The 25,986-nt window shown below is 68.7% G+C and carries 18 protein-coding genes and 1 pseudogene; 6 read left to right on the top strand and 13 right to left on the bottom strand.

Annotation, left to right across the window (positions count from 1 at the left end):
• Positions 1-113 precede the first annotated feature (113 nt).
• From ACZ5WG_RS35100 to ACZ5WG_RS35080, 5 genes are all read right to left on the bottom strand, one after another.
• Positions 114-236 (bottom strand): lasso RiPP family leader peptide-containing protein, encoded by a 123-nt coding sequence (locus tag ACZ5WG_RS35100; protein WP_133895650.1) that lies wholly within the window; start codon positions 234-236, stop codon positions 114-116.
• A 176-nt stretch (positions 237-412) separates the two neighbouring features.
• Complete coding sequence (locus ACZ5WG_RS35095) at positions 413-1,477, bottom strand: COX15/CtaA family protein (RefSeq protein ID WP_468728543.1); 1,065 nt, start codon at positions 1,475-1,477, stop codon at positions 413-415.
• 561 nt (positions 1,478-2,038) lie between these two features.
• Positions 2,039-3,172 (bottom strand): hypothetical protein, encoded by a 1,134-nt coding sequence (locus tag ACZ5WG_RS35090; protein WP_468728542.1) that lies wholly within the window; start codon positions 3,170-3,172, stop codon positions 2,039-2,041.
• Positions 3,173-3,351: 179 nt separating this feature from the next.
• A complete protein-coding gene (locus ACZ5WG_RS35085; protein ID WP_468728540.1) occupies positions 3,352-4,137 on the bottom strand; it encodes a hypothetical protein in 786 nt (261 codons plus the stop codon).
• Between the two features lie 341 nt (positions 4,138-4,478).
• Positions 4,479-4,679 carry a hypothetical protein gene (locus ACZ5WG_RS35080; protein ID WP_468728539.1) on the bottom strand — a complete coding sequence of 67 codons (201 nt, stop codon included), beginning with the start codon at positions 4,677-4,679 and terminating at the stop codon, positions 4,479-4,481.
• Positions 4,680-5,021: 342 nt separating this feature from the next.
• On the opposite strand from ACZ5WG_RS35080, the gene ACZ5WG_RS35075 reads away from it, so the two are divergent.
• A complete protein-coding gene (locus tag ACZ5WG_RS35075; RefSeq protein WP_468728538.1) occupies positions 5,022-5,909 on the top strand; it encodes a hypothetical protein in 888 nt (295 codons plus the stop codon).
• Positions 5,910-6,268: 359 nt separating this feature from the next.
• On the opposite strand, the gene ACZ5WG_RS35070 is transcribed toward ACZ5WG_RS35075, so the two are convergent.
• Positions 6,269-6,790 carry a hypothetical protein gene (locus ACZ5WG_RS35070; protein ID WP_468728537.1) on the bottom strand — a complete coding sequence of 174 codons (522 nt, stop codon included), beginning with the start codon at positions 6,788-6,790 and terminating at the stop codon, positions 6,269-6,271.
• A gap of 227 nt (positions 6,791-7,017) precedes the next feature.
• Here ACZ5WG_RS35070 and ACZ5WG_RS35065 point away from each other — a divergent pair, with 227 nt between their 5' ends.
• On the top strand, positions 7,018-7,956 hold the full coding sequence (locus ACZ5WG_RS35065; protein WP_468728536.1) for an SDR family NAD(P)-dependent oxidoreductase: 939 nt from the start codon (positions 7,018-7,020) through the stop codon (positions 7,954-7,956).
• Positions 7,957-8,074: 118 nt separating this feature from the next.
• Here the strand turns inward: ACZ5WG_RS35065 and ACZ5WG_RS35060 are convergent, their stop codons facing one another.
• Entirely contained in the window at positions 8,075-13,408 is a 5,334-nt protein-coding gene (locus ACZ5WG_RS35060) for a tetratricopeptide repeat protein (RefSeq protein WP_468728535.1), read from the bottom strand.
• A 268-nt stretch (positions 13,409-13,676) separates the two neighbouring features.
• Between ACZ5WG_RS35060 and ACZ5WG_RS35055 the strand changes: the two genes are divergently transcribed.
• From ACZ5WG_RS35055 to ACZ5WG_RS35045, 3 genes and pseudogenes are all read left to right on the top strand, one after another.
• Complete coding sequence (locus ACZ5WG_RS35055) at positions 13,677-14,876, top strand: hypothetical protein (RefSeq protein ID WP_468728534.1); 1,200 nt, start codon at positions 13,677-13,679, stop codon at positions 14,874-14,876.
• 38 nt (positions 14,877-14,914) lie between these two features.
• Positions 14,915-15,784: pseudogene (locus tag ACZ5WG_RS35050) on the top strand (alpha/beta fold hydrolase); the annotation flags it as partial.
• Positions 15,785-16,411: 627 nt separating this feature from the next.
• Complete coding sequence (locus tag ACZ5WG_RS35045) at positions 16,412-17,470, top strand: CHAT domain-containing protein (RefSeq protein WP_468728640.1); 1,059 nt, start codon at positions 16,412-16,414, stop codon at positions 17,468-17,470.
• A gap of 123 nt (positions 17,471-17,593) precedes the next feature.
• On the opposite strand, the gene ACZ5WG_RS35040 is transcribed toward ACZ5WG_RS35045, so the two are convergent.
• From ACZ5WG_RS35040 to ACZ5WG_RS35015, 6 genes are all read right to left on the bottom strand, one after another.
• Positions 17,594-18,280 carry a peptidoglycan recognition protein family protein gene (locus tag ACZ5WG_RS35040; protein ID WP_468728533.1) on the bottom strand — a complete coding sequence of 229 codons (687 nt, stop codon included), beginning with the start codon at positions 18,278-18,280 and terminating at the stop codon, positions 17,594-17,596.
• A 426-nt stretch (positions 18,281-18,706) separates the two neighbouring features.
• Positions 18,707-19,246 carry a GNAT family N-acetyltransferase gene (locus ACZ5WG_RS35035; protein ID WP_468728531.1) on the bottom strand — a complete coding sequence of 180 codons (540 nt, stop codon included), beginning with the start codon at positions 19,244-19,246 and terminating at the stop codon, positions 18,707-18,709.
• Between the two features lie 172 nt (positions 19,247-19,418).
• Positions 19,419-20,303, bottom strand: coding sequence for a xanthine dehydrogenase accessory protein XdhC (gene xdhC / locus ACZ5WG_RS35030; protein ID WP_468728639.1), 885 nt, complete (start codon positions 20,301-20,303; stop codon positions 19,419-19,421).
• A gap of 1 nt (position 20,304) precedes the next feature.
• Entirely contained in the window at positions 20,305-22,704 is a 2,400-nt protein-coding gene (xdhB, locus tag ACZ5WG_RS35025) for a xanthine dehydrogenase molybdopterin binding subunit (protein WP_468728529.1), read from the bottom strand.
• Positions 22,701-24,182: a xanthine dehydrogenase small subunit gene (locus ACZ5WG_RS35020; protein ID WP_468728527.1), complete on the bottom strand. Its 1,482-nt coding sequence runs from the start codon at positions 24,180-24,182 to the stop codon at positions 22,701-22,703. The genes xdhB and ACZ5WG_RS35020 overlap by 4 nt, the downstream gene beginning before the upstream one ends.
• Positions 24,183-24,614: 432 nt before the next feature.
• Positions 24,615-24,878, bottom strand: coding sequence for a hypothetical protein (locus tag ACZ5WG_RS35015; protein ID WP_468728526.1), 264 nt, complete (start codon positions 24,876-24,878; stop codon positions 24,615-24,617).
• A 380-nt stretch (positions 24,879-25,258) separates the two neighbouring features.
• On the opposite strand from ACZ5WG_RS35015, the gene ACZ5WG_RS35010 reads away from it, so the two are divergent.
• Positions 25,259-25,921: a ribosome-inactivating family protein gene (locus ACZ5WG_RS35010; protein ID WP_468728525.1), complete on the top strand. Its 663-nt coding sequence runs from the start codon at positions 25,259-25,261 to the stop codon at positions 25,919-25,921.
• The last annotated feature ends 65 nt before the right edge of the window (positions 25,922-25,986 follow it).

Raw genomic sequence — 25,986 nt, 5'->3', positions numbered from 1 at the left:
TTCTCAGAGGGCCCGGTGGATACCGGAAATGCGTCATCGACGTTCTCCGGGAAAGCGATGAACCATGACGCACTCAAGGAATCCCCCTAGCCAACTGAATTTGCGCGCGGCGATTAGATGATCGCCGTGCCCTCACCGTCGTTGCTGGCCCAGCCGTACCACATCGTGAGCTCGGAGAACTCGCCGATGGGCAGCATTTCGGGCGCCTCGTACTCGACAACCTCGTGGTCGTTCATTTGTGTCACCCCCTTCCGCTCGATTGATATTCAACCTAACAAGGGGGGATGGGGATTTGCGAGAACGTTTTTTCGATGCCGTCGTCCATGGTGGCCGGAAGGCGTGGCGTGGACGAAAGTGGAATGTCGAATTCCAATTGTCGAGTACATGTAAGATGCACTGGTCTTCCGGTGGATCAGGCGTGCGTCGCGGCACCCTGCGCACGCGGCAGCGGTGCACCGCTCACCGGACCCGAATGACCGAAAGAGGCCCTCTTGACCGTGAAGTGCACCTGAAGTACTCCCGTCCACACCAGAGCCGAGCCCAGCAGGTGGAGCATCACGACGAGCGAGGGCAGGGCCGTCAGCGACTGCACGAGCCCCACGACGCCCTGACCCAGGAGCACGGCGAGGAAAACGGCGGCCTTGCGGCGCGCGGCGCCGAAGCCGTCCCGGGGCAGCGCGGACAGCAGCACTCCGGCCAGGACCAGGACCGCCCCGGCCAGCACGCCGTGGGCTACGGTCACGGCCGTCCAGTTGAAGGGCATGCGCGCCACGTCGGAGGAGTCGCCCGCGTGCGGTCCGGAACCGGTGGCGAGCGTACCCACGACGACCAGCAGGGCCGTCACCGCGACCAGGGCCGCCGACAGCGACCGGATCCGCGCGGCGGGCCGCGGCGCGAGCGGGGCCGATGCGCCGGGCCGGGCACCCTCGCCGCCCTCGTCGCTTTCGCCACCCGCGCCACCCGCGCCACCCGCGCCACGCGCGGCGCCGTCGGCACCGTCATCGGCGTACGCCGCGTGCCAGGTGTACACCGCGGCGGTGAGTAGCAGCGTGGCGGCGAGGAAGTGTGCGGCGACGATGTACGGGCTCAGCCGCATCCATACGGTCACTCCGCCGACGACCGCGTTCAGTACGACGATCCAGAACTGCGCCCAGCCTCCGCGCAACACCGCGGGCATCGGCTTTTCCTGGAGGCGTGCGGTAATGATGACCCAGCCCACCACCGCGCACAGCACCCCGGTCAGGAGCCGGTTCCCGAATTCAATGGCGCCGTGCACTCCCATTTCCGCAGTGGGGGCCAGCGTCTCTCCCGTACACATGGGCCAATCGGTGCAGCCGAGACCGGATCCGGTGACGCGGACGATTCCACCGGTCACGATGATCGCGATACTTGCCACGACCGAACCCAGTGCGGCCAGTCTGACGCTTTTCGCTCCGAGTAAGTACCTGCCGGCAAGCCATGAGAGGGGAGTTCGCACGATCAGCCTTCCTTTATTTCGCTTTTACGTGCCGTGGCACGGAACCCCAGCCTACGCCGCGCGTTGACCCCGGCCTGACGGGGCGTCGCACACGTAACGGAGCAGGAAGAAGAGGCGGAACCGGCGCGGGCGGGCGGGCGCGGCGGCGGCTCCCCGGCGGGGCTCCGACCGACCGCAGGGTCTCGGCATGTCGCGTACGCGGAAGGCCGCGGCCATCGTGGTGGCCGTCGCAGCAGCGGACTCCACACCGTTGATCTGGGTACTGGACGTTCCGATGCGGGCCAGCTCACCGGCGACTCCATCCAGGCCTCCGTCGGCACCGCCGCCCTGACCCGGGCGCTGCACCAGCGCTCCGCCCACCGCACGGCCCGCACGGACGACACGGCCGTCCGAACTGGAACGGCCGACGCGCACGAGCGCCGTCTCGGGCGTCAAACGCTGGCTGGGCCAGGGCAGCGGTTCCGCAAAAGCCGAGGACACGGGCAACGCCACCGCCACCGGGGGAAACAGCCGCGCCGCCGACGAGGAGAAGGCGGTCGCCGGCACGCGACGGCTGGGAGATCAGTCCAGCGGCGGCCAGGGACCGGCGAGCAGCCGTTCGGCCTCTGCGACGATCGCTCCGGTCAGCTGCTCGCGTGTGCCGTTCCGGATTGCGTCCCAGTCGTTGTACGCGTCGACCTTGTCGACGAGCGGCTGAAGCGACTGGGGTCGGGCCAGCGCGCCCCAGCCCTCGTAGGTGATCACGTCACCGCCGGCACCGGGGGCCAGGCTTCCGTTCACGATCAACCGGAGCCACCAGCGCACGAGTTCCCAGCGGGCCGCCTCCCAAGGGGTGCCGGTGTCGTCCGTGAGAAGGACGCCGGACAGCCCCAGCTCGGTCAGTACCTGGTCGAAGAGCGCATCGGCGCTCTCATGCTCCGCGCGCGACAGGCCGGCGAGCAGCGGAAGCGATTGCGCCTCGACATCGAGGACCAGTGCCGCAAGCCCTGCCTCGATCAGTTGGTGCGGGTAGTGCTGCCGGCCGATCAGGCTCTCCAATGCCAGCATCCGCAGGCATTCGACAGCCTCCTGCGCGCTGACGGCGTACGGGGAGTACGGCGTGGGTGCGGTGGCGTCGGTGCTCGGACCGCGCTCGACGAAGTATGACCAGAAGTCGACGGTCGCGCGGACCGGAAGACTGCTCGCCCGGCCGGTGAACTCGTTTCGAATGTAGTCGGCGAGGTCGTTCCCGTAGAAGATGATGTCGGTCTGGTGGACGGACAGCACCGGGTGGCCCCACTCGCCGGCGGTGCCAGGCAGGTAGCGGTGGCTGTAGATGGGGACCAGCTGCGGTACGGCCGCCAACTCGGACCGGGCGAGCTGCAGCGCGTCGGACGTCTCTGCAGGCCTTGGGCTCCAGGCGGGATGCCAGAAGCGCTTGTACTCCACGTCGAAGAGCACTCCTTCGACCGGTTGGCAAAGCCGCGAAGTCAAGTCTTCGGGGTCGCCATGCCGCCAGTCGGGCCAGCTTTGCGAACCGTGCGGGAGCCCGGCGGCAAGGAAGACCCTGTGGTCCGCCGAGAAGCTGAAGCCGAACCGTGCCTCGATTGCGTCGAGTTCCCGCTCGCTGAGGCCCGGCCCGATGTCGGCTTGAAGTGTTTTCTGAAGGTCTCTGGCGGCTTCCAGGGTCAGCGGTGGGGGCGATTGCGCGGTCATCCCGGCAGCATAGCGACCGGTACGCAGGCGTGATCAGGCCGCTCGAGCCCAGGCCAAACACCCTATGAGTGGGGAGATCCGGTGAGCGGGCCTGGGGTCACCGCCGAGTACCGGGTGGCCGATTTTCAGGAAGCACTTCACAGTTCGAGCGTTGCGCCATCTTCGCGACGGCTGCGTGTTCAGTGCGTGGCGGTGTTGCGGAGTGCGAGGGTGACTTGTGCAGCGTCGGTGAGGGTGGTCGGGTGCACGATCCGGACCGCGCCAAAGGTGGTGGCGTCGCTCCAGGCGCACATTGCCTGGTCGCCGTCAGGGCCCTTGGCGAGGCCGCAGCTGAGGCCTCCGCCGTACGGGCCCGGCTCGAAGCGGGTCACGTCGTGGGCTTTCGCGCCGGCGAAGTAGTTGCGGAACTCCTGCGTGATCGACTTGGTGGCCTTCTCCTCGAGGATCTTGGGGTCCCACTCCGCGCTGCGGACGAAGACCAGTAGGTCGAGGTTCTCGTCCCCGTCCTTGTCGTAGTAGCCGGCCTTCAATCCCTCGGGCAGCTTGCGGCCCGCGAGCACTGCGGCCTCGGTCCGCTCGGTGGCCTCACCGGTCATCAGCCGGAAGTCCGCGAAGCTGGCCGGCAGGACGACGGAACGCGGCGTGCCCGCCGGCGCACCCCGGCCCTGGGGAACGGGCCCGGTTGCCATCGCCTCGGAGGCCCGGGGCTCGGGGTTGTACGAGGCCGCGGCCTTCACCCCCGCGCCCCCCGCGATCAGCACGGTCACACCGATGACGAGTAGGCGCCGCTTCCTCGTCTCGTGCAGGGTCGAGGCCACATCGCCGCCCGCCGGGGTTGACGGCGCGCGCCAGGAGCGGGTGAGGCGCCAGAGCAGCACGATGGCGACAACGGCGACGGAAAGGACTCCGACCACCTGGCCCATGGCGTAACTCTGTGAGGTGGTGTCCACGGATGCGGCGATCATGTCGGCATCGTATGTGTGATCGAAGTCGAGCTGCCACCACAGGTCGTCATGGTGGGGCGGGAGTCGTAGAGGGGCCGCATTACCCACACCCTGCCCTGCTCCTTGGTGTCGGTCAGGTTCGCCTTGCGCGCTGGCCTGGCTGGGGAACGCCGCCCCGCACCGGATCCACTGCCCCGCAGGACACATCAGCCGCGAGTGACCGTCCACTCTGCGACGCAGCGGGCGGGTCTGCCGCCTCCGCCCCCGCCTTGGGCCCGCACCGGCCAGGCCGGCTCGCCCGCGAGCGCCGCACCGGGACTGACTGCCTGCCGGGCCGTGTGGAGCGCCGATGCCTGTCCGTGTCAGGCGAGTTCCAGGAGGCCGCCGAGAGTGAAGACCAGTCCGCCGAGGGCTATTGCTGTCGCCAGGTACCGGTAGACCTGGGCGGACATGACCTGCTGGGGCGGGCCGAGGTTTCCCGGTGCGTGCATGGCCCGCTCGAGGTTGCCCGCGGCCCTGCGTTCCAGTGCATGGGCGCTTCCCCGGACGTTCAGTGCGATCACGCTTCCCCCGACGAGGCACATGGGGCCAGCGGTCAGAAGAACGAATGCCAAGCTCATGAAGTGCCCCCAGGCGCTGTGCTGATCGTCTGGAGGGTAGCAGCATGGCTGCCCTGTCCTAGAGGTTCGTCGCCACGGTGCTGGTCCTGGCGGCGAGAGCGGGCATCGAGGTGAGCCCGCAGCCGGCATGCCTCGTCGAAGGTGGCGGCCCTGAAGGACGTGCACGTCCCGTCGCCCCCGGATTCCTCTGACGCAGCGCAGAAGGCCTTAATGATGCGTCAGTTCGGTGAGGGGGCAGGGTATGCAGGGATCTAAAGATCATCGACGAAAGGAGAAGGGGTTCAAATGGGGAGAGAAGCGACGAGGATCGGTGCCGTCGGAGTGCTGGCACTGCTGCTGGCGACAGGAGTGGGCAGCGCGTTAGCGGCGCCGGCCGAGGACCCGCCCCGGCCGCTGCCCAGCAGTGCCGAGCTGTCCGTCCGACCGGGGGAGCGGGTCATCGTGACGACCGAGGCCATGAGGTCCGGGGACGCGTTCAGTGACGTCCGGGTGGCCTCGCCGGCTTTCGCCGCCGACGGCACCTTCCGGATGGACGACCTCCTCCTCAAGGCGGTGGCGACGGTCTCCTGCACCATCGAGCCGGGTTCCTACGAGGTGCGGTTCGGATCGCCCCTCGGCGACGAGAACGCCTCCAAGATCGACCGGTTGTGGGGCAGGATCCGGGTGGCGCCGGCCGACGCGGCGGAGCGGGCGGAGTGCGCGCGGCAGGTGGCCGCGCGGCCGCCGGAGTCCAGGGAGGAGCGCTACCCCGAGGGTACGCAGTGGCCTGCGTCGCCCTGGGACGTACGCTCCGTGCCGGCCGGCGGGGAACTCCATGCCGAGGACGGGCTGGAGATGGGCAACGACGGCATGGTGGAACTGTCGTCCCCGGGGTTCACGCGGCCGGTGGTGATGCGCGGAGACAGGCACGTGAGTGCCACGGTCCGGATCCGGTGCGACGCCCAACCCGGCGTCTACGTCGTGCACTGGAACGAGAAGGGCAAACCCGCCAAGGAGTGGGCCCGCTACCGGGTAACCGCACCCCCCGCCGACTGCCACGATCCCGCGCGCAGCCTCCTGGCCGCCGAAGTGGCATCTCCGGCCCGTTGGTTCCTCGGGGCAGCTGCCGCCTTGGCTGCGGCTGGCGTCGGAACCTGGGCATGGCTGCGCCTGCGCCGCAAGGCATCCCGCTGAGTCGGCCGGCGGCGCAGTGCCGACGAGGCTCCGGCCCTTCTCGGACGGGTGCTCCTCGTCCTGAGTGGTGCTGCGGACGCTGTCGATGGCGTAGCCGGTCTTGACCCCGGTGCGCGTGAGCGCGAGCAGTGCCACCGGAACGGAGAAGCCCAGTGATTCCATGCCACCTGCCGCTAGGCGGGTCCGGGTGTGGCCGGCGCCACCAGACCTGAAGAACACGGCCGGACGCCGTCCCGGCCCCGTAGGACCGAGAGCTGGCCGGCAAGGTGATCCGAGGGAAACGGCTCAATGGTGGAGTCAGATGTTGGAACTGTCCGAATGCCTCGGCTTCAAGCATCGGCGGTGCAGTCCCAGGAGGGTTAGTCGTCGGCTGCGACGAGCAGGGTGAGTGCGGCTGCTGGGCGGTCGATGAGGACCAGTTCGTGGTAGTCGATGTGGATGGGGCCGTAGTCGTGGAACGCGTCCTCGGGGAGCTGTCCCAGCACGTATCGGGTGGTTGCCGTGTGGATCGGCGTGTAGATCTCCTGCCGCAGGCGTGCCTCGAGATTCCCCGGGATGTTGCCGTGCTGGCTGGCCCACGAGTGGATGACGTCGGCTGCGGCTGCGTCGTCGACTGCCTTGTAGGTGTCGGGGGTGATGCGGTCAAGCCACCATTGGCCGTGCCGAGGCCAGTCCTGAACGCCCGCTCCGTCGTACGTGTCCCGGAACTGGGGGTGCGCGATCAAGGCCGCCAACACGTCGCGGTCGTCGGGCACATCGGCTGGCAGCCGGAAGTACTTGGTGGCGACCCAGCGATAGCCATGGCAGCCCCCGGCGAAGTCGTAGTCACGGAAGTCGATGAAGGGGCTGTCCGAGTACACGAGGGTGGGCACCGGCTCCATGCCGATCACCTTAGTGTGCGCTGCGCCCCCGACCCCTGCTCCGGTTGGCCAACGCGACGTTCCGGCATGGTGCGGCGACGGGTCAGCACCGTGTCGGTGGGATATCGGCCGTCTCGCGGGGCTGTCGGTGATCGATAGGCGATGTGTCGGTGGCCACTGGAACCGTGGGTGCCGAGTTGCCGGCGGAGCAGTTGCAGCCGCCTTCACCAGCAAGGGAGCCCGTCGCCATGTCGTCCGCATCCTCCACCCCGCCTTGGAAGGTCCAACGGCTGCCGCGTGCCGATGGCCGCGTTTTCCTGGTCACCGGTGCCAACGCCGGCATCGGGTACTTCGTCGCGGAGCAGTTGTCGGCAACCGGAGCGACCGTCGTGCTCGGCAGCCGGAATCCTGCGAAGGCCGAGGTCGCCATGGCCTCGATCCGTGCACGTGTTGCCGGTGCGCGGGTGCGGGTCCTCCGGCTGGACCTCGCCGACCTCTCGTCGCTGCAATCAGTGGGGAAGTCACTGGGAGTGGAATGCCTTGACGCGGTGGTCCACAACGCCGGCGCTGCGCTTGACGCCCCGCCGCGCAGGGAGACCGTGGACGGTCACGAGCTCATGTTCGGCACGAACCACCTCGGGCACTTCGCGTTGACCCGGTGGCTGATGCCGCTGCTGTCGGCCGCGCCGGAGGCCCGCGTCGTGACCACGGGCAGCTTCGCGGCAAAGTCCGAGCGGCTCGACCTGGACGACCTGCAGTCCCGGAAGGACTACCGGCCCAAGCGCACCTACGGACGCTCCAAGTTGGCGCAGATGTACTTCGGCGTCGAACTCGACCGCCGTCTGCGCGCTGCCGGCAGCACGGTGACGAGCGTGGTGGTCCATCCCGGCGGTGCGCTGGACTCCCTCACCCCGTCACGGCCGCCGGTACATGTGCGAACCACCAGCGCCCGGCTGAGCGCGGCGCCTGCGGCCCTCCTCGTCCAGGGCAAGCACGCCGGCGCATGGCCCGCGGTCCGGGCGGTGCTCGACCCGGCCGTGCGTGGAGGCCAGCTGTGGGGACCGCGCGTCTTCGGCCTGCGGGGCGAGCCCCGACGTGGACCGGTGTGGAACCACCTCGCCGACGCCTCCGTCGCGGCGCGGTTGTGGGACGCAAGCTGTGACCTGACCGGCGTCGACCCCGGATAGCCCAGGCATGCGCGCGCTGCAAAACATGACCCACGCCGTGGACCTCACGCCGAAGGCCTGAGCCGCCGGACAGGCCCCCTGCAGGGGACGAAGGCACCCCGACGAGCCGCCGACATGCTCAGCCGTTGGGCTGCAGGTGCCTCAAGATGTAGTCCCTTCTGGTGCGCAGGTCCGCCAATGCGTCTCGAGAGGGAGCCTCTGTGCTGGGCAACGCGGGTGCCTCGTAGGCGGCGATGGCTTCGTCAGTCGTGTCCAGCGCCTCGCTCCAGCGATTCAGGACGGTCAGCACCAGACTGAGGTTCGCCAGTGCCTGGGGGAAGCCAGGATAGGGCGCCGGAGACTTCACCCGCACCAGCTCACGATGTCGTGCAACCGCCTCTTGGGCGTAGGACAGCGCCTCGGACCACCGGTCCAGCGCGGAAGTGATGGCCGTAAGGATGGAGAGTGCGCCTGTGACCGCCAGTCGGAAGAAGGGATCGGAACCACAGAGGCGACGCTGGATCTCGAGAGCCCGCTGGGTTGTTGTCAGCGCCTCGTCCAGTCGTCCATGGTGCATCAACCTGACGCCGATGGTCGTGAGAACAATGCTCAATTGACCTTCGAACGGCCCTTCTCTGCCGAGGGCGAGCCGACGGACGATCTCGTACGCCCGGTAGGTCACATCGGGTCGCTCAGCGTACTGATCGAGCACCTCCGATATCACCGACAACTGACTCTCGATCACATCGTCGGTCATCGCGGCGTCGGCTGTTGGCTGCTGGAGGTCTACGGCCTCGTCGAGCATCGTCAGCGTCGCTTCCCACTGCTCTGCCAATTGATGGAAACGGCTCGTGTTCGTGAGGGCGCGGGCAAGTCGCGGCTTGAGTGCTTGGGGATCTTCCTCGATGTGCTGCCGCACCAGGGCGATCTCTTCCTCGGCCAAGGACTGTGCTTCGTTGAGGCGACTGCTCGTGGCGAGGGCGATGGCAAGGTTTCCGAGAGAGTCGGCCAAGTCGGCCCAGTGAGTCGCTGCATCGCCGGCCGCGAGGCCCCGCCTCAGGGAAAGGGCCTCTTCGAGGACCTCGATGGCCTCATCGTGTCGGTCCAGTGCCGACAGGCACACCCCGAGGTTGTCCAGGCAGCGTCCGAGACGAGACAGGTGCATGGCCGGGTCTGCCCGCACGAGCCGCCGCTGCAGTGCGACTGCCTCCTGTGCCGGCTCGAGTGCCTCAGCGGGCCGCCCGGTCCGCGCCAGCACGGCAGCCACGTTGTCCAGTGCCTCCGCCCGTTCGGGCTCATAAGCCGTGGGACGGTCCTGAGTTCGGTGCCGCAGTTTGGCCTCGGCTTCCTTCAGCACGCCGAGGGCTTCCTCGCGCGATCCGGACAGCCACAGCTGTACCCCGAGGACCGAAAGGGCGTAGGCCGTGTGGATGTCGTAGCTCGACCGGGTTCGACGTAGCAGCCGCACCGCTGCCCGAGTGCGGGCGAGCGCCTTGGCCGACCCGTCGTCCCGGCTCAGTTCGACCCAGACGAGAGCCACGACGAGGATTGCGATGTCATCGAGACTGTCCAGGCCGGAGGCCGTCTCATGGGCGTCCGGTCGTGCGAGCGTCTCACGCAAGGCCGTGGCGAGGGCCGTCCATTGCTCGTCCCGGTCCAACTGGTCGAGGAAGAGCGCCACGCCCCGAGCGGTCTCTTCGTCGCCACGCGCTGCCGCTACAACGTCTCTCACCACCGGGGCCCACCGCTGCAGTTCGGGCTCGGCGGGCCGGTGCACGGCGCCGATCACGGCCGCGAACTGCTTCTCCCGTTCCTGTGGATCGGGGAGCACCTTGGCGAAGAGCACGCCGAAGCCCACGCCGTCGAACCGACCCAGTTCGGTCACCAGCGCATCGAGGTCGCCGGCGTGCGGCTCGCCGCTGCGGCGGAGCTGTGCCGCCAGCCGTGTCATGGTGTCGTCGAGGGTGCCGATGCGTCCGGTCGCCCTGCGCAGCAGGGCTGCTGCGGTGGCGTGCGCCACCGCTTCCGCGTCGCGGTGCTCGTGCCGTAGATATCCCGCGAGGTTGTGGTGGCCGGCGGCGATGGGCTCGACATCGGCTTGCCGGTAGGTGTAGCGCAGTGCCGTGTACTGGAGCGTGATCGCTTCGTCGAGTCGGCCGCGCGCGACCTGCAACAGCGCACGGGCGATGAAGACACCACCCAGCAAGGCGAATTCGTCCTCGTCCTCGAATACCTGCTGGCACTGGCGTAGGACGACCTCCGCTTCGTCGTAGCGACCGAGGTGGAGCAGCGGGCCGTGGCTGTTGAGCCATGTCCGTGCCTGCCAGATGGCAGGTGCCCCCCGCTCCCGCTCGCTGAGCTGGATGCGCCGGTTGAACTCCAACGCGTCGACCCAGTCATTTCGTTGGGCGGCCGCTCGCACGGCGAGGGCCAGGACGCGTTCCCGGAGATCCCAGGAGGTGATACCGCCGTGCGCCTCGGGTTCCGGCAGCGTGCCGAGGCGTTCCAGCAGAGCCGACGCGCCCTCCGTCACCTCGTCCACGCGTCCGATGTGAAGGAGCACGAGCAGCCGTTCCGCCTGTGCTCGGGCCTCCTCCCAGGCATTCCCGCTCAAGGCGACCAGGCCGTCGGCGGCCTCCAGTGCCGCGCCGAGATCACCCCTTGAGCGGAGCATCTGCACGGATGCGAACTTTCGTACCCGGGCGTCCTCCGAGCTGTCGCTGTCGGCCGCGTCACCGCCTTCCGACAGCATGGCCTCGGCCTCGGCCTGATCGAAACGCAGAAGCAATTCCAGCAGGAAGCGCCGGTACCATGCCTGCTGGTCAGGGTCCGTTTCGCCGTCGATCGCACGGCGGACGTAGACCGCCATCCGTCCGGCCGTACTCGTCGACCCGCTACGCCGGTCCGCCTGTTGCAGCATGAACACCGTGTCGCCCCAACGGCCTTCCCTCAGCAGATAGGGCGCCGCCGACAGTGCCGCGCGAACGATGAACTCGCTGGTGCGGCCTCCGGTGGACTCCTGGTCCAGACCGACGTACACGGCCGCACCCCAGAACCTGCCGAGAGCGCCGTCGGCTGCCGCCTGCAACTCGTCCTCGACGGCGCCGAGCACAGCCTCGGCCACGCCCGGGTGCATCCGATACCGCTCGATCTCGAGGTTGCGGTGACCCTGGTGCTCGCGCGTGACCTCGACGAGGTTGGCCGCGACGAGTGGAGCGAGCGAGGCCTGCAGATCCGGCGTCTCACCGCCGTCGACGTCGCGCCACAGCGACGGCCACACCACTCCGACGACATGGGAGTCGCGATCGTCGTCCCGAGCACACGCGAGCAACGCCGCCAGGACCCTGGCCGGCTCCGAAAGATCCGCCAGGGCGGTGCCGGTCCAAGCACCCAGGACGGCCAGGAACTGCTGCGCGTCCAGGTCACTCGACCCCGTTCCGAAGAACGCGCCCAGCCCGGCGCTTCGTCCCTGGGCGGCCTGCTGCGCGGCTGCCAGCCTGGCGCGAAGCTGAACGGTGTTGGCCGTGGCTGCCTCGGCGAGTTCGAGCAGTTTCGGATGTCCCTGCACCACGTCGAGGACCTGCCGGGCAAGTTCCGGATCGGGCTCGACGTGCTCGGCCACCCGCTCCGCGGAGTGTTCCATGCGCAGCAATCGGCTGAGATTGGGCAACTCCCGGGCCAGAAGGATCGACTCGGCCAGGGTGAGCGCGTGGGTCGGGCAGGACAAAACGGACCCAGGTAGCCCGGCAGGTGCGATCCGGCTGGTCAGAAGCACACGCGACTCACCGTCGTGGCCCGTCAGTGCCCCGAACAGCGACGCCCACATGGGGTCGCGCCACTGTCCCGCCGGTGTGAGCAGGGTGTCCACATTGTCGAGTACCAGCAGCACCGCCTGCTCACGTAGGAGCGCCGTCAGTCGGGGCAGAAACCTCTCCAGTTCCCGTGCACCCTCGACGGCATGCATCATCGGCAGGCCGAGCTGCTCCTCCCAGGCGTGCGCCAACCCGGACAGAGCGTGACTCGTGTCCGATGGAGAGGTCGGGGCCTGCCACCACGCGAAGGCGCCGAACTGGTCGCGGTGCTGGTACGCGGCCTCCAGTGCGCATGAGGTCTTGCCCGCCCCGGCCATCCCCAGGAAAAGTACGCCGCTACGTCCGCTGTCCGATGCCAAAGCCCTGCTCGTGTCGACGAGAGTGGGTGTCCGGCCGACGAACCGCTCCGGCTCCGGCGGGAACCACGCCATGCGCTGCGCATACGGGTCGAGTACCGGCTCCCCGTGCGGAGGAGCGACGGTGAGCCCGACAGTGCCACCGCCGAAGAGGGCCGGAGTGGCTGCAGACAGCGCGGGCCGCCCCGGAGAGGGCCGGTCCCCGGCCGCGCGGGGAACCGCGTCCCGGACGGCGACATCCACGGGCTGGCCCCGGTGCAGCAGCCTCGGGTACAGCTCACGTGTGAGGGCGATCGCGAAGTCGTCCGCCACCGGATAGCGCATCGCCAGCACGGCGACGTCCAGTTCGCTGACCAGTCCCCGGGCCAGACCCATCGCCGCCCCGCCGGGCGAACCGGAACCACGGGTCTCCGCCTCGGCCTGCTGTTCGAGCATCTCGGCCTGAACATCGAGCCCCAGCCATCGGAGCGTCTCCGCGGCCGTGGCGGCGCCGGACTGGCAGGCCCCCAGGACGGCCAGCTTGAGACGGTGCCGTGCCGGGCGCAGCAGTTCCACGAGTTCACCGGTCGACACCCAGTCGGGCGTACCGTCCGGCTTCTCGAACAGCACGCCGCCTCGCAGCCCGTGCCCGCTGACATGCAGCACATCCCAGCCGGGATGGCTACCGACGGCCTCGGCCAGTCGATCTCTCGTCACGCCGTACTGGAGTACCCTCAGTTCGATCGACCGCCGGTACCGACTGCTGATCTGCCGGACCATCCGGACCAGTTCGTACCGCTCTCGACGCAGCGACAGCACCGTGGTCGACGACGGCATCGAGAACATCGCGAGGACGCGCAACTGGTCACCCACCGGCGTCTTGTGCTCCGGGCCCTCCGAGTCCCGGGCATCCTTAACCGCCTCAAGCACGTGCACCAGGCTGACCCCGCAGCGGGCCAAAGGCCGGCCGTCGATGTGCAGCAGCTCCAGTGGGCGGTCCAGGAGAAATGCCGCCTCTTCTGACAGGCGCACCTCGACCGTGACGGGGCGTTTGCGAGCCAGTACCGCACTGATCTCCTTCCCGAACACGGCCGACCCGAGCCGCTCTCCCACCCGGGCCGTCAGCGCCGCCTCACTGGCGGCCCGCCGATCCGGCACGGCGTTGCGACTCACGTACCCGTACAGGTCGCAGAACGCCTCGTACTCGGACGTCTTGGAGTCCAGCTGGACCTGGTGATCGGCCAGCAGCCGCCCCCGCTCGTCCTGCATGAGCCAGCGCCACGACGTCGGGCCCATGATGTCCACCGCCCGCAGTACCAGTGACACGAGATCACTCCTTGCAGTCCGATCGTCACGATTTCCTATGACTACCCGGGCCGTATGGAGCGACGCATCCGAACAGGAGATCTGGAACGGTGTGCAGAGCTCGGCGTGGAGCCTGAGCCGGCACGCCCACTTCTCGCACGCACGCAGGCTACGTTGACCATCCGTGCGGCTTGCAGTTACCGCCGGGACTCTGGCGCAGGCTGCGTCCGGCCCGCCATGCTGTCCCCAGTCCGCGAACGCGCGCGGGTGCGGGACGGGGGGATTCGGCGTGGGTGAACCGGTATTCGTGATCCACGGCGTCGCACAGCGCGATCCGAGCGCCTTCACCGCTTCGGTGATTGCACTGCAAGCAGCAACGGGGCTTGAGCTGGTCCCGGTGTACTGGGGAGACCTCGGCGCCCAGAGCGACTTCATCGAAAGAACCATCCCTACGGCCAAGGCGGCCGCCGAGAATGCCGGCTCCGGCCTACGGGATGGAGCCGGGGACGATTCCGGGCTCCCGTGGGCCCTGAACGGCCCGGCTCGACCGGGGCTCGGACGCGGCAACCCTGACAACTGGCCCCAGGTCGCACAGGAAATCGCCGACTGCCTCGACGTCGCGCCGGACGGGGACGGATCCGGCTTGCGTGCAGACCCGGTTCGAAGTTCAGGTCTTCAGGACGGATTGGACGTCCTGGAGGCCGACTGGCCCCAGACGCGCTGGTTGAGCACCCTGGATGACCCAGCCCTCCTGCGCGAGACCGGCCGCGCCCTCGCCGGGGTCCTTGTCGACCTCGATTCCTTTCAAGAAGAGGACCCCTACGGCGAGCTGCGGGCCGGCAAGGAACCGAGGGACCCCTCGGGATGGCGCGCCGTGCTTCAGCGGCGCCTGGCTGACCTGGACCGTGTTGCGGGAGCCGCAGTCCAGGCCGTTGCCGGGCGCGCCAACCATGCTCTGCGTACGCGGGTAGGCCCGGGCGCGACGGCTTTCCTGGGCGATGTACTCGTCTATCAGCGACACCAGAGGGCCATTCACGAACGGGTCCGTGAGGTCATCGGGTCCGTCGATCCGCGTCTTGGCCGCACACCGGAGCATCCTGTCAGGATCGTCGCCCACAGCCTCGGGGGCGTGATCGCCGTCGACATGGCGACGGCCGCTTCGCCGCTGTGGACGGCGAGGCTACTCACCTTCGGCTCGCAGGCGGCGTTCTTCCACGTCTGCGATCCACGGGGCGGTCAGCTCGGCTCCTACGACGGCGAGAAGAACGTCGAGCTGCCCGCGTCACTCGCGCACTGGGTGAACCTGTGGGAGCCTCTCGACGTGCTCGCCTTCTGCGCTTCGAGGGTCTTCCGGCACCACCACGGCGGACACCCCTTGGACGTGCCCGTACCGCATGCGGCGAGCTCCGGGCTATGGACCCACTCCGCCTACTGGTCGATGCCAGCCGTGGCAGCGGAGATCAACAAGGCCATGACGGCGGCACTGTAAGCCCAAGATCAAGCCCCGTCATCCCAGAGGAATCCATCGTGCGCAACTTGGTGCGGACAGAGGACGGCAGGCGTATTTCGGTCGAGCGTTTGGGGGACCCCCAGGGCCAACCCGTTTTCCTCCTGCATGGCACACCGGGGAGCCGGCTGGGTGCGATGCCGCGCGGCATGGTGCTTTACCAACGGCGCACGCAACTCATCTCGTACGACCGTCCCGGCTACGGCGGGTCGGACCGGTATCCGGGGCGCAGCGTGGCAGATGGGTCGAGTGATGTCGCCGCGATCGCCGACGAGCTCGGCTTCGAGCGATTCGCCATCGTGGGCAGGTCGGGCGGAGCCCCGCACGCCCTTGCCTGCGCAGCCTTGATGCCCGATCGCGTGACCCGCGTCGCGGTCATGATGGGGACAGCGCCGTGGGGTGCGGACGGACTGGACTCGTTCGACGGGATGGATGAGCCGGTGCACGGCCATCGAGGGGCGGCCGGCCACGACCCGCAGGGGGATGCCGGCCATCTGCTGGCTCCCGCCACGGAACTGCGTCGCGACCCGGGGAGTCTGCTCGACGAACTCCGGCGTGAGCTGACCGCCCACGACCGGATGGGCGTAGCCGATGCTGGTCTGCGGTCGATGCTTCTGCGCAACTACCGCGAAGGGCTGCGGACGTCGGCATACGGCTGGATCGACGACATCCTCGCGTTCAGCAGGCCCTGGGGTTTCGACCCGGCGGCGATCACCGCTCCGGTTCTGTTGTGGCATGCCGAGGCCAAAGACCGCAACCGAACCCGCTGGCTGGCCGAGCGGATTCCCGGCGCGGTGGCCGCTCCGGCTGCAGAGCCCGTGCATGCCGCAGTGCTCCAGGCCATGCCGCAGATCCTCACGTGGCTCGTCCGCGAAGGGAGCGAGCCCCCGAGGCCAGAACCTCAAAGCGTCACCGTTGGGTTAGCTGCACGGGAGCGGGAGCTCTCCGCGAGGAGCGACCGTGCCGCACGGGCAGGGACGGCGCGACTGCCCTATGCCGGCCACGGCCCCGAGGTGTCCAGGGCCGACCGGCAGGGTGGATACGCAGACGCCGAACCCTCCTCGCCCCGCCGTGCCGGGGACCCTGGTGGCCCCGGCTCCGCGGACCACCTCCTCGCCGAGGGCGCCGAACCACACCGCATCGTCGTCGATTTCGCCGAGCAGGCCGCACCGGGCCGGACGATCCCGCTGCAGGTCCAGGTCGTTTCCGGGGAGGAGCGCGGCAGCCCGCTGGCCGGGCTGGTCGCCCTGCCGCCCGGCGGAGCGCGTCTGACGATCACGGTCCACGCACCGGGGCTCGTCGCCCTGGACGATCTTCAGCAGAAGCTGACGGTTTTCCCCCACAAGAGCTCGACCGTGCTGCTCTTCGGACTGCGGACCTCCGTGCCCGGTACGCACACGGTGACCGTCCGGGCGTTCCGCGGACCGACGTGCCTGGGCGAGGTCCGCTGCGCGGTCACCGTGGAACCCGGGAGCGTAACCCGCGACGGGCTGCCGCGCCACGCCCCGTTGGAAAGCATGGCGTACGACCCGGGCGAGACGACCTTGGTGGTGGACAAGGACGAGACGGCCGGTACGTACAAATTCCGGCTGGTCGGAGCGACCTGGCACGAGGAAGAGATCTTCCACTTCCGCGGGAACGACCCTCGCCGGGCCGGCGAACAGATCTACCGGGAGCTGTGTGCCATGGCCAAGGCCGCGGGTCCGAGTGGGGCTTCCGACGCACAGTACCGCTACCGGCGGCTGGTGAACCTCGGGTCCACGCTGTGGACGTCGGCCGTCCCGACTGCCGTCCAGCGGCAGTTCTGGGACCAGGCAGCGCGCATGAACTCCTTCACCGTCATAGGCGAACAGGACGTCGTGCCCTGGGAATTACTGTATCCCGTCAACGGTCAGCAAGAGGGTCCAGGCTTCCTCTCCGAGTGGCTTCCGCTGGTCCGCCGGGTCTACCACCAGAAGCACGTTGGCCGGCTTCCCCTCAACCACGCCACCTTCGTGGTACCGCCGGGCTCGCCGCCCGAAGCCGTGTCCGAGATGGAGGCGGTACACGCCTGTCTCACAGGAGGCGCCGGGAAGGACACGGGCGGCGCCAGGGCCATCACCACCCACCGGGAGCTCGCCGACCTGATAGACCTCGGACACACCGGGCTCATCCACTTCGCGTGCCATAACACGTTCAACGCGCAGGGCTCCCACATCACCATGGCGGACGCTCCATTCGACCCGATCGACCTGGCGAAGGCGGCGGAGTCCGGGTCCCTAAGGGATGGGCGTCCCCTGATCTTCTTCAATGCCTGCCGGAGCGCGGGCGAGATCGACTGGTTCGGGAACACCCTTGGCTGGGCCCCGCAGTTCCTGCGGGCCGGGGCGGGAGCGTTCGTGGGCACGCTCTGGCCGGTGCGCTCGGACTCCGCACTGACGTTCGCGAAGGCGTTCTACGAGGGTTTCGCATCCGGTCAGCAGACACTCGGAGAGGCCTCGCTCGCCGCGCGCAGCGCCATCCGGGAGAACGCCGGCGATCCGACGAGGCTGGCCTATGCCGTGTACGGAAACGCTGCCGCACGGGCCGGATCCTGAAGCCACCGCAGGACGGAATGGCTTCCTGCTCCCGTCCGCTGGTCACCGAACTCGGCCCGACACCAGCCCTGCTCGTGATGTTGCTCGAGGGTCGGACTGGATCCGCCGCCAACACTGCGACGCCTACCGGGGGTACCTCACACGGGCCGCGCTGAGTATCGCCCCCGTCTGGGCGGACCGGAGAGGGCCGGGGCATGCGTGGCCGCCCCAGTCCTGGCCGCCCATGCTGTGGATGCCGAACCCCTGGCCCAGCGGTGTGGAGGCGGCCTCGAGGGGCCACCTGTGCTGCGCCATGCCCCAGGCGTAGATCCGGGCGACGGAGTCCACCTGCTGCGCGGTGAGCGGCCGACTCGCGAATCCCGAGGTCTCCACCGAGAGCCACGACGGGTTCCCGGCGGACTGCGCCCAGGCCCGGTCGTGCGCGGAGACGTACTGTTCGATCTCGCCGGACTGCGAGACCCAGAAGTGCGCGGAGCACTCCACTGCCGGGTCGCTGAAGCGATCGTGGAGCGAGTTCTCGCCCTCCTGCACATGCAGGACCAGACCCCGCATCTCCCTGATCCCGCCCGGAGTGAAGTTCACCGCCAGCGGTTTGTGGGTGACGTCCGGCATCCACGCCTGCCCCCGTTCGGGAGTCGTTTCGGCGGGTGGCCCTGCCCCACCGACGTCCTGCGTCTCCGCTCGGCCGGGCACGGGGTCCCCGCTGGGGTCGACGACGACGCCGAGAGCGGTGGCGATGAGTCCGCCGCCGGTGCAGGCCATGGCGGTGCGGCGCGACACCAGTCGCGGCTTCGGTTTGCGGTGGGTCACCCGAACGGCTCCGTACGTACAGGGCAGGGATCGGAGGTCCCGCCGCGAGGCCCGGATGCGATCGCCGGTCGGTACGGCTCGGCAGTGCCGGGCTGAACGTTCTCTGCCGGAATACTTGCCGACCTTTGGTGTCGGAATGGGACCGGACGATGACCGTTTCGTGACGGCCGAACGGGTGCGCGCGCCACTCGACGTGTGACCGCGGCGAACGCGAGGCCGACTCCATTGCGCTCGATGGTCGGGGTGAGGACGTCCACCACCTTGTGGTCGAACGTGCTCATCCGGCGGGCCCTGAGTGCGGGGAAGCGGTGTTGGAGCAGCGGGTCCAGGTGGCTGCGGGATGTCAGCAGTCTGCGCGAGAACGGGCGTCGTCTCTTGCCGAGCTCGCGATCACCTCATGGCGGCGGTGCGGTTTTTGATCCTTGCTCAGATCCCGGACGAGCCCGGACCCCGCATGGCTCCTGTCAGCGGAGCCAGTGCGCGCCAACCCATCGTCTCGTACAGGGCTCGGCCTTCCGGCGTCGCGCCCAGCACACCTGCCGTGGCGCCCTGCCCTGCGGCGGCGGCCGTGAGCCTGTGCATCACCAGGCGTCCCAGGCCGCGACGCTGGTGGGCCGGGTCGGTCTCCACCTGGTCGACGACGGCGCTGGGGCCGGTGACGGCGATCTGGCCGCGCGCGGCGAAAGCGCCGTCGGCGGTGCGGACCAGGACGCGGGTGACGCCGGCACGAGTCCAGGTATCCAGCCGGTAACCGTCGGGTGTTTCGGGCAGGGCTCGGGCGTGGGGGACGGAGAGCGAGGCGGACATCAGGTAGCCGGCTCCGCCGGCGAGGTGCCAGCCAGGTGCCAGCCAGGGTTCGAGTGCTTCCGGTGGGACGAATGCCTTCAACCAGACGCCGGGCGCGGTGGCGTGCTCGGTGACCTTGTGGACGGTCGCTTCGTCTGCGGAGTGCAGGACGTGGCGCATGACGTGTCCGGGTAGGCCGACGTCGATGGTGAAACCCCAGGTACGGGGCACAGGTTCGGCTGCGCCGCGCGAAACGGTCCAGCCATGGACCCATGCTCGTGCGGCCTCGGCCGTGCGCGCGAAAGGCAAGGTTCCCCCCGAGTAGGTAATAGACTAACTCGCAGGGTGATTATTACATCGACTCGCTCAACGATGGCCGATTCTCCGGTGCCGGGGTGGCTCCATCCGGGTTCGGCGCTGCCCGGTGGCGGTCCTGTTCGAAGGACCGGAGCAGGTCTGCCGCGACGCTCACCGCGATCGTGGCGGGTTCCTTGCCGGTGATCCCGGCGATTCCGACCGGGGTCTTGATCCGGTCGATGGTGGCGGCGTCGTGGCCGCCCTCGGTGGCCAGGCGTTGCCGGAACCGCGCCCATTTGGCCGACGAGCCGATCAACCCGATCGAGCCGAGACCGTCGGTGCGCAGGGCGGCGTCGCACAGTGCGGCGTCCTCGGCGTGATCGTGGGTCATGATCAGGACGTGGGTGCCGGGTGGCAGCTCCGCGAGCACCTCCTCCGGAAGCAGTGGGGTGTGGTGCACGTGGATCTGCGCCACCGCATCCGCGAGCACGCCGAGTCGTTCGTCGGCGAGCATGTCGGGGCGGGTGTCGATCAGGTGCAGGTCGAGGTGGTGTCGGGCCAGGATGCGGGCCAGTTCCAGTCCGACGTGCCCGACACCGAAGACGGCCACCGCCTGGACCACCGGCAGCGGTTCGAGCAGTACGGTGACGGCTCCGCCGCAGCACTGCACGCCGTGCCGGCCGGTGACCTTGTCGTTGAGGGCGAATTCCATCACCTCCGGCTCCGGCTCCGGACCGGCCGCGCTGTTCAGCTCGCGCGCCCGGTCGATGGCCACGGCCTCGATGTTGCCGCCGCCGATCGAACCCCAGGTCTCGGTCCGTCCCACGACGAGTTTGGCACCGGCCCGGCGGGGTGCGTGGCCGCGCACGGTCGCGACGGTCACGAGCACGCCGGGTTCCCGGCGTGCCCGCAACCGCGCGACCGCGGCCACCCAGTTCATGTCAGGCATTGCTCAAAGCGCTTGCGTCGGCGGGGACTTCGCTGCCGTCGGGGACGCGACCGTCGTGCCGCACGCCGCCCTTGCGGGCTGCTTCGATCGCCCAGTACACCGCCTCCGGTGTCGCGGGGGAGGCGAGCTCCACGCTGACTCCGGACGGCCCGAACTCCCCGGCCGCCTGCCGCAGCGCTTCCCGCACCGAGAAGGCCAGCATCAGCGGAGGCTCACCCACCGCCTTGGACCCGTACACCGCACCCTCCTCGGTGGCGTTCTCCAGCAGCCTGACGTTGAACTCCTCGGGCATCTCCGAGAAGCTCGGCAGCTTGTAGGTGCTCGCGGCCTGGGTCAGCAGCCGACCGCGGTTCGGCCCGTCGCCGGCGTCCCACCGCAGGTCCTCGAGCGTGAGCCAGCCCGCGCCTTGCACGAAACCGCCCTCGACCTGGCCGATGTCGATCATCGGGGAGAGGCTGTCGCCGACGTCGTGCACGATGTCCACCCGCCGGATCCGGTACGCGCCGGTGAAGCCGTCCACCTCCACCTCGGTCGCGGCGGCGCCGTAGGAGAAGTACTTGAACGGCGAGCCGTGGAACGCCTTCGCGTCCCAGTGCAGACCCTCGGTCCGGTAGAAACCGGCCGCCGACAACTGGACCCGCTGGAAGTACGCGGTGCGCACCAGGTCGTCCCAGGCCAGTGCCTTGTCGTTGCCGAGGACGCGTGCGACGCCCTCGACGATGCGCACGTCCGAGGCGTTCGCACCCAGCTGGGTTCCGGCCACCTGCAGCAGCCGCCCGCGCAACTGCTCGCAGGCGTTCTTCACCGCCGCACCGTTGAGGTCCGCCCCGGCACTGGCGGCGGTCGCGGAGGTGTTGGGCACCTTGTCGGTACGCGTCGGGGCCAGCCGCACCTTGTGCAGCGGGATGCCCAGCGTGGTCGCGGCCACCTGCAGCATCTTGGTGTGCAGGCCCTGCCCCATCTCGGTGCCGCCGTGGTTGATCAGGACCGAGCCGTCCTTGTAGATCAGCACCAGCGCGCCGGCCTGGTTGAAGGCGGTGAGGTTGAACGAGATGCCGAACTTGATACCGGTGATCGCGAGCGCCCGCTTGGTGTTCGGGTGCGCGCTATTGAAGGCCGCGATCTTGCGCTTGCGATCGGCGATGCCGGCGTCGCTTCGAACCTGCTGCCAGACGGTGTAGATCCGTTCGGGGTGGGTGACCGGCTGTCCGTACGGCGTTGATTGGCCCTGCCGGTAGAAGTTGCGTTCGCGCAACTCCATCGGATCCAGGCCGAGCAGCGGCGCGCACCGGCCCATGATGTCCTCGATCACCAGCATGCCCTGCGGTCCGCCGAAGCCGCGGAAGGCGGTGTTGGAGACCTTGTTGGTCTTGGCGATGCGACCGGCGATGCGCGCGTGGGGAATCCAGTAGGTGTTGTCGATGTGGCACAGCGCGCGGGCCACGACGGGCTCGGACAGGTCCAGGCTCCAGCCGCCGTCCGCAGTCAAGGTGGCGTCCAGGGCCTGGATGCGGCCCTCGGCGTCGAAGCCGATCTTCCATGTGGCGTGGAAGCCGTGGCGCTTGCCGGACATGGTCAGATCCTGGGTCCGGTTGAGCCGCACCCGAACCGGCCTACCGGTCAGCCTGGCGCCGAGCGCGGCGACGGCCGCGAACCCGTGCGGCTGCATCTCCTTGCCGCCGAAGCCGCCACCCATCCGCAGGCACTGCACGGTCACCTCGTGGCTGTGCAGGCCGAGTACGTGCGCGACGATCTCCTGCGTCTCCGAGGGATGCTGGGTGCTGCTCTGGACGAACATCTGCCCGCCCTCGTCGACGTGGGCCAGCGCCGCGTGCGTCTCGAGATAGAAGTGTTCCTGATCGGAGAACTGGAACTCGCCGGTGAACACGTGCGCGGAGTCGTCGAAGCCGGCTTCGACGTCGCCGGTCACCATCAAGGGCCGGGCGCCGTGAAAACTGTTCGCCGCGATCGCTTCCTGCAACGTGATGACGGAGGGCTGTTCGTCGAGTTCCACCTCGACGGCCGCCGCACCGAGCCGGCCCGCCTCCAGGGTCTCGGCGAGCACCCAAGCGACGGCGTGGCCGTGGAACATGACCTCATCGGGGAACAGCGGTTCGTCGTGCTTCATACCGGCATCGTTGACGCCGGGAACGTCGGCACCGGTCAGTACGCGGACCACACCGGGCACGGCGAGCGCGGGCCCGGTGCGCAGCGCGGTGATCCTGCCATGGGCCTTCATGACCTGGACCGGGTAGGCGTGCAGTACGTCCTTGGTGCGATGGACCAGGTCGTCGGTGTAGAGCGCGGCGCCGGTGACGTGCAGGCTGGCGCTCTCGTGCGGCATGGAAACGCCGACGACGGGCTTTTCGGGGCGCTCGGACAAATGACTCATGACGACACCGCCTCGGTGGTTTGCGCGTACAGCTTCAGCAGGCTCTGGCCGAGCATCGCGGAGCGGTATCCGGCGCTGGCGCGGTGATCGTCCATGGGTGTGCCCTGGGCCTGCAGCACCTGGGACGCGGCCTCGACGGTCTCCGCCGCCCACGGCTTGCCCTCCAGGGCCGCCTCGGTGTCGAGGGCGCGGATCGGGGTGGCGGCCACGCCGCCCAGGCCGATGCGTGCCTTTCGTACGATCCCGTCCTCGATGTCGAGGGCGAAGGCGACCGCCACGCTGGAGATGTCGTCGAACCGCCGTTTGGCAATCTTGTGGAAGGCCGTGACCGGCGACAGCGGCAGCGGGATGCGTACCGCGCGGATCAGCTCCCCGGGACGGCGCACGCTCTGCCGGTAGCCGGTGAAGTAGTCGGACAGCGGGACCTCGCGCTCACCGTCGGCGTCGGCGAGTACCACCGATGCCTCCAGCGCGAGCAGCACCGGCGGGCTGTCACCGATGGGGGAGCCGGTACCCAGATTGCCACCGAGGGTCGCACTGTTGCGGATGAGCCGGGATGCGAACTGCGGGAACAGCTCTGCCAGCAGCGGGACGCTGCCGTCGAGGCGGCGTTCGATCTCTGTGAGCGTCTGCGCCGCCCCGATCTCGATGTGGTCGGATTCGACTCGCATCTCCCGCAGTTCGGGCAGACGGTCGACCGCGACCACGCAATTCGCCCGGCGGGAACGGATGTTCACCTCCACCCCCCAGTCGGTGCTGCCGGCGACGACCACCGCGTCGGTCCGCTCGCGCAGTAGCTGCAGCGCATCGGCCAGGGTGCTCGGCCGCAGGAACACGCCGTCGTCCCCGGTGTATTCGGTGGAGACCGGTTCGGGCGGGGACTGCTCGCGACGCTGCGCCAGGGGGTCGTTCTCGGTGGGCGTGCCGACGGCGAACGCGGCATCGCGAATCGGGCGGTAGCCGGTGCAGCGGCACAGGTTTCCGCTCAGCGCGTGCAGATCGAAACCGTTCGGACCGTGCTCGGTGCTGGTGCTGGTGCTGGTGCCCGTGCCGTCGGCCGAGTCCGGGTGCGCGCAGCGGTCGGGTCGGTAGTACTCGGAGGCCATGCTGCAGATGAATCCCGGTGTGCAGTAACCACATTGGGAACCGCCGCGGACGGCCATCTCCTCCTGCACGGGGTGCAACGCGGCCGGCATGCCGGACTCGCCGGCGGTGGCGAGACCTTCGGAGGTGATGACCTCCTGACCGTCGAGCGCCGCGACCGGGACCAGGCAGGCGTTGACCGCCACCCAGTCAGTGGGCTTGTTCACCCCGGGGCGGGCCACCAGGACCGAACAGGCGCCGCATTCACCCTCGGCGCAGCCCTCCTTGGTGCCGGTGAGGCCACGCTCGCGCAGAAAATCCAGCACTGTGGTGTGGGGTGCAGCCGGTGAGATCGGTGTTTCTTTCCCGTTGACCGTGATCCGCGCCGCTACCATGACGCACTCGCATTTCGGCGCGCGGTCGATGTGACTGTCCAAGTCGCCATTTGAGGAGCTTTCTCTTTCGGTGGTCGCAGCTCGTTAACCCCGAGCGCAACAAATCGGCACGCAACGACGTGCCGCAGATGGTGACAGAGATGGGAAGGTGCCGGGGCCGCAATCGGGCACGCCGGGAAGGGGGCTGCTCAGCAGCCGTGTGCTACACGACCGGGAGCCCAGGCGATCTGGTGTGCGAGGCGAAGCAGTTCGGAGATGGTTGACATCCGGCTTCGCCTCCTTCCAGTAGCAGCCCGCGAGTCGGTGCGGTCGAAGCTACGTTGCCGCAGGTTCATCGGTCAAGCGGATGTAGGTCGATTCCATGAACGCAGGCCACTTCGGGTGGCGGATATTCGTACGCGAAACCAGTCGTGTCCGGACCTGATCCGTTGGTCAGTCGTCACGTTCGTCGGTACCGACTACGTAGGCGACGAGCGCGCCGGCGAGCACGGCCCAGGCCGCTGCGACGGGTCCCGCTGTGGTCCAGGCGAGGAGGCCGAGCAGCAGGGCGGTGAGGGCTCCGGTGGCGAGGGCTCGTGGGTCGGTGAGGAACCTCCACTGCTTGCGTCCGCTGCCGGGCTGGCGGACTTCGGCGACTGCCGTCCTGATGACGAGGGCGGCCACCACTATGGCGATGCTGAGCAGGGTGATCGCCATGGCTTCTCCGATGCGGTCGGTCGACGTTCTCTTGCTCGTAGGGATGACTGTATTGACATGGAGTGACGTTTGGCCTGAGGCGGGCAGGCCGCTGGCCGTAGTCTCAGACAACCTCGACACCGAGCCCGCTGTTCCTGCCCTGTGGCCCGGCAGCCCGGCAGCCCGGCTCACCTGCGACCTGGCAGCGGTCCCGGGTCTCCGGAGCGGACATCGGGCAGCTTCGTGTCCGGGGCGGGTCCGGCTACCGGAATCACGTGCTCAATTCTTAGCATCAGAGGCCAACTATTTACCCGGCCGCCATCAAGGCGACTACAAAGGACGGGACCGATCCGGACCCTGCGATGGGGATGACGTCGAAGGCGGTGGATACGCATGCGTGAATGCAGCAGGATCGAACCGATCGCGGTCAGATTACTTCACGGAAGGCCGATCTCCGGCGGCCTCCCCTGATGCGGGCGGCCATGCTGAAACCCGTGTCGTTTTCTCCGGCGCACGCATCAGCGGATGAGTATCGGCTCCTGACGTCGACCATCCGGTCGAGGGCAGAGGATGCTCAGGGCTTTTTCGGCGGGGCCTCGCGACGGCCGGGAGAAATAGCTCACCTGCCGCTGCACATTCAGCTGAGAGGCCTGTCCATCGAGCTCTACATCGAGCTCCACCTACACAACACGGGCATGCGCATCGTCGGATTCCGTAATACTTTCGAGAACGGACAAGCCCCGCCGGAAGCATGCGTCCGCCATGTGCAGGACTCCGTCGCGCCACCGGGGATCCGCCGAACCGAAGTCCTGCCGTTCGGTGGAGGCCGCTCCGACCTGGAGACGGCCGCCGCCGTGCGGCGTCTGGGCATCTTCCTGGGGCGCAAGCCCCTGGGCAACGCGGTGATCTGGCTGCACCGGAACCGCGATCCGAAGTGCACCGCACACGGAATGCTCGTGCTCTCGGAAATGATCTGCGAGGCCGCCCGATTTCCCGCCCTGGCAGATGCGATGTCGCGCATCTGGATGACCGGCGGACGGCTGTCGGTCGCGGCACCCGCCTGAGATTCCCTACCCGGGCAACGGAACTTTCATCAGCATGACCGCAACGGGAGGCATCCTATAGACAG

It is taken from the genome of Streptomyces sp. NPDC032745, assembly GCF_055579465.1.
The sequence above is the reverse complement of the archived record's forward strand: the minus strand, read 5'-3'. Positions and strand labels throughout refer to the sequence as shown.

Excerpts from the sequence above, each read along its gene's own strand:
- ACZ5WG_RS35070 (WP_468728537.1), bottom strand. The coding sequence starts at position 6,790 with ATGGAGCCGGTGCCCACCCTCGTGTACTCGGACAGCCCCTTCATCGAC.
- ACZ5WG_RS35075 (WP_468728538.1), top strand. The coding sequence starts at position 5,022 with ATGGGGAGAGAAGCGACGAGGATCGGTGCCGTCGGAGTGCTGGCACTG.
- ACZ5WG_RS35035 (WP_468728531.1), bottom strand. The coding sequence starts at position 19,246 with ATGCGCCACGTCCTGCACTCCGCAGACGAAGCGACCGTCCACAAGGTC.
- ACZ5WG_RS35100 (WP_133895650.1), bottom strand. The coding sequence starts at position 236 with ATGAACGACCACGAGGTTGTCGAGTACGAGGCGCCCGAAATGCTGCCC.
- ACZ5WG_RS35065 (WP_468728536.1), top strand. The coding sequence starts at position 7,018 with ATGTCGTCCGCATCCTCCACCCCGCCTTGGAAGGTCCAACGGCTGCCG.
- ACZ5WG_RS35020 (WP_468728527.1), bottom strand. The coding sequence starts at position 24,182 with ATGGTAGCGGCGCGGATCACGGTCAACGGGAAAGAAACACCGATCTCA.
- ACZ5WG_RS35090 (WP_468728542.1), bottom strand. The coding sequence starts at position 3,172 with ATGACCGCGCAATCGCCCCCACCGCTGACCCTGGAAGCCGCCAGAGAC.
- ACZ5WG_RS35010 (WP_468728525.1), top strand. The coding sequence starts at position 25,259 with ATGCAGCAGGATCGAACCGATCGCGGTCAGATTACTTCACGGAAGGCC.
- ACZ5WG_RS35015 (WP_468728526.1), bottom strand. The coding sequence starts at position 24,878 with ATGGCGATCACCCTGCTCAGCATCGCCATAGTGGTGGCCGCCCTCGTC.
- ACZ5WG_RS35045 (WP_468728640.1), top strand. The coding sequence starts at position 16,412 with ATGGCGTACGACCCGGGCGAGACGACCTTGGTGGTGGACAAGGACGAG.
- ACZ5WG_RS35085 (WP_468728540.1), bottom strand. The coding sequence starts at position 4,137 with ATGATCGCCGCATCCGTGGACACCACCTCACAGAGTTACGCCATGGGC.
- xdhC (WP_468728639.1), bottom strand. The coding sequence starts at position 20,303 with ATGAACTGGGTGGCCGCGGTCGCGCGGTTGCGGGCACGCCGGGAACCC.
- xdhB (WP_468728529.1), bottom strand. The coding sequence starts at position 22,704 with ATGAGTCATTTGTCCGAGCGCCCCGAAAAGCCCGTCGTCGGCGTTTCC.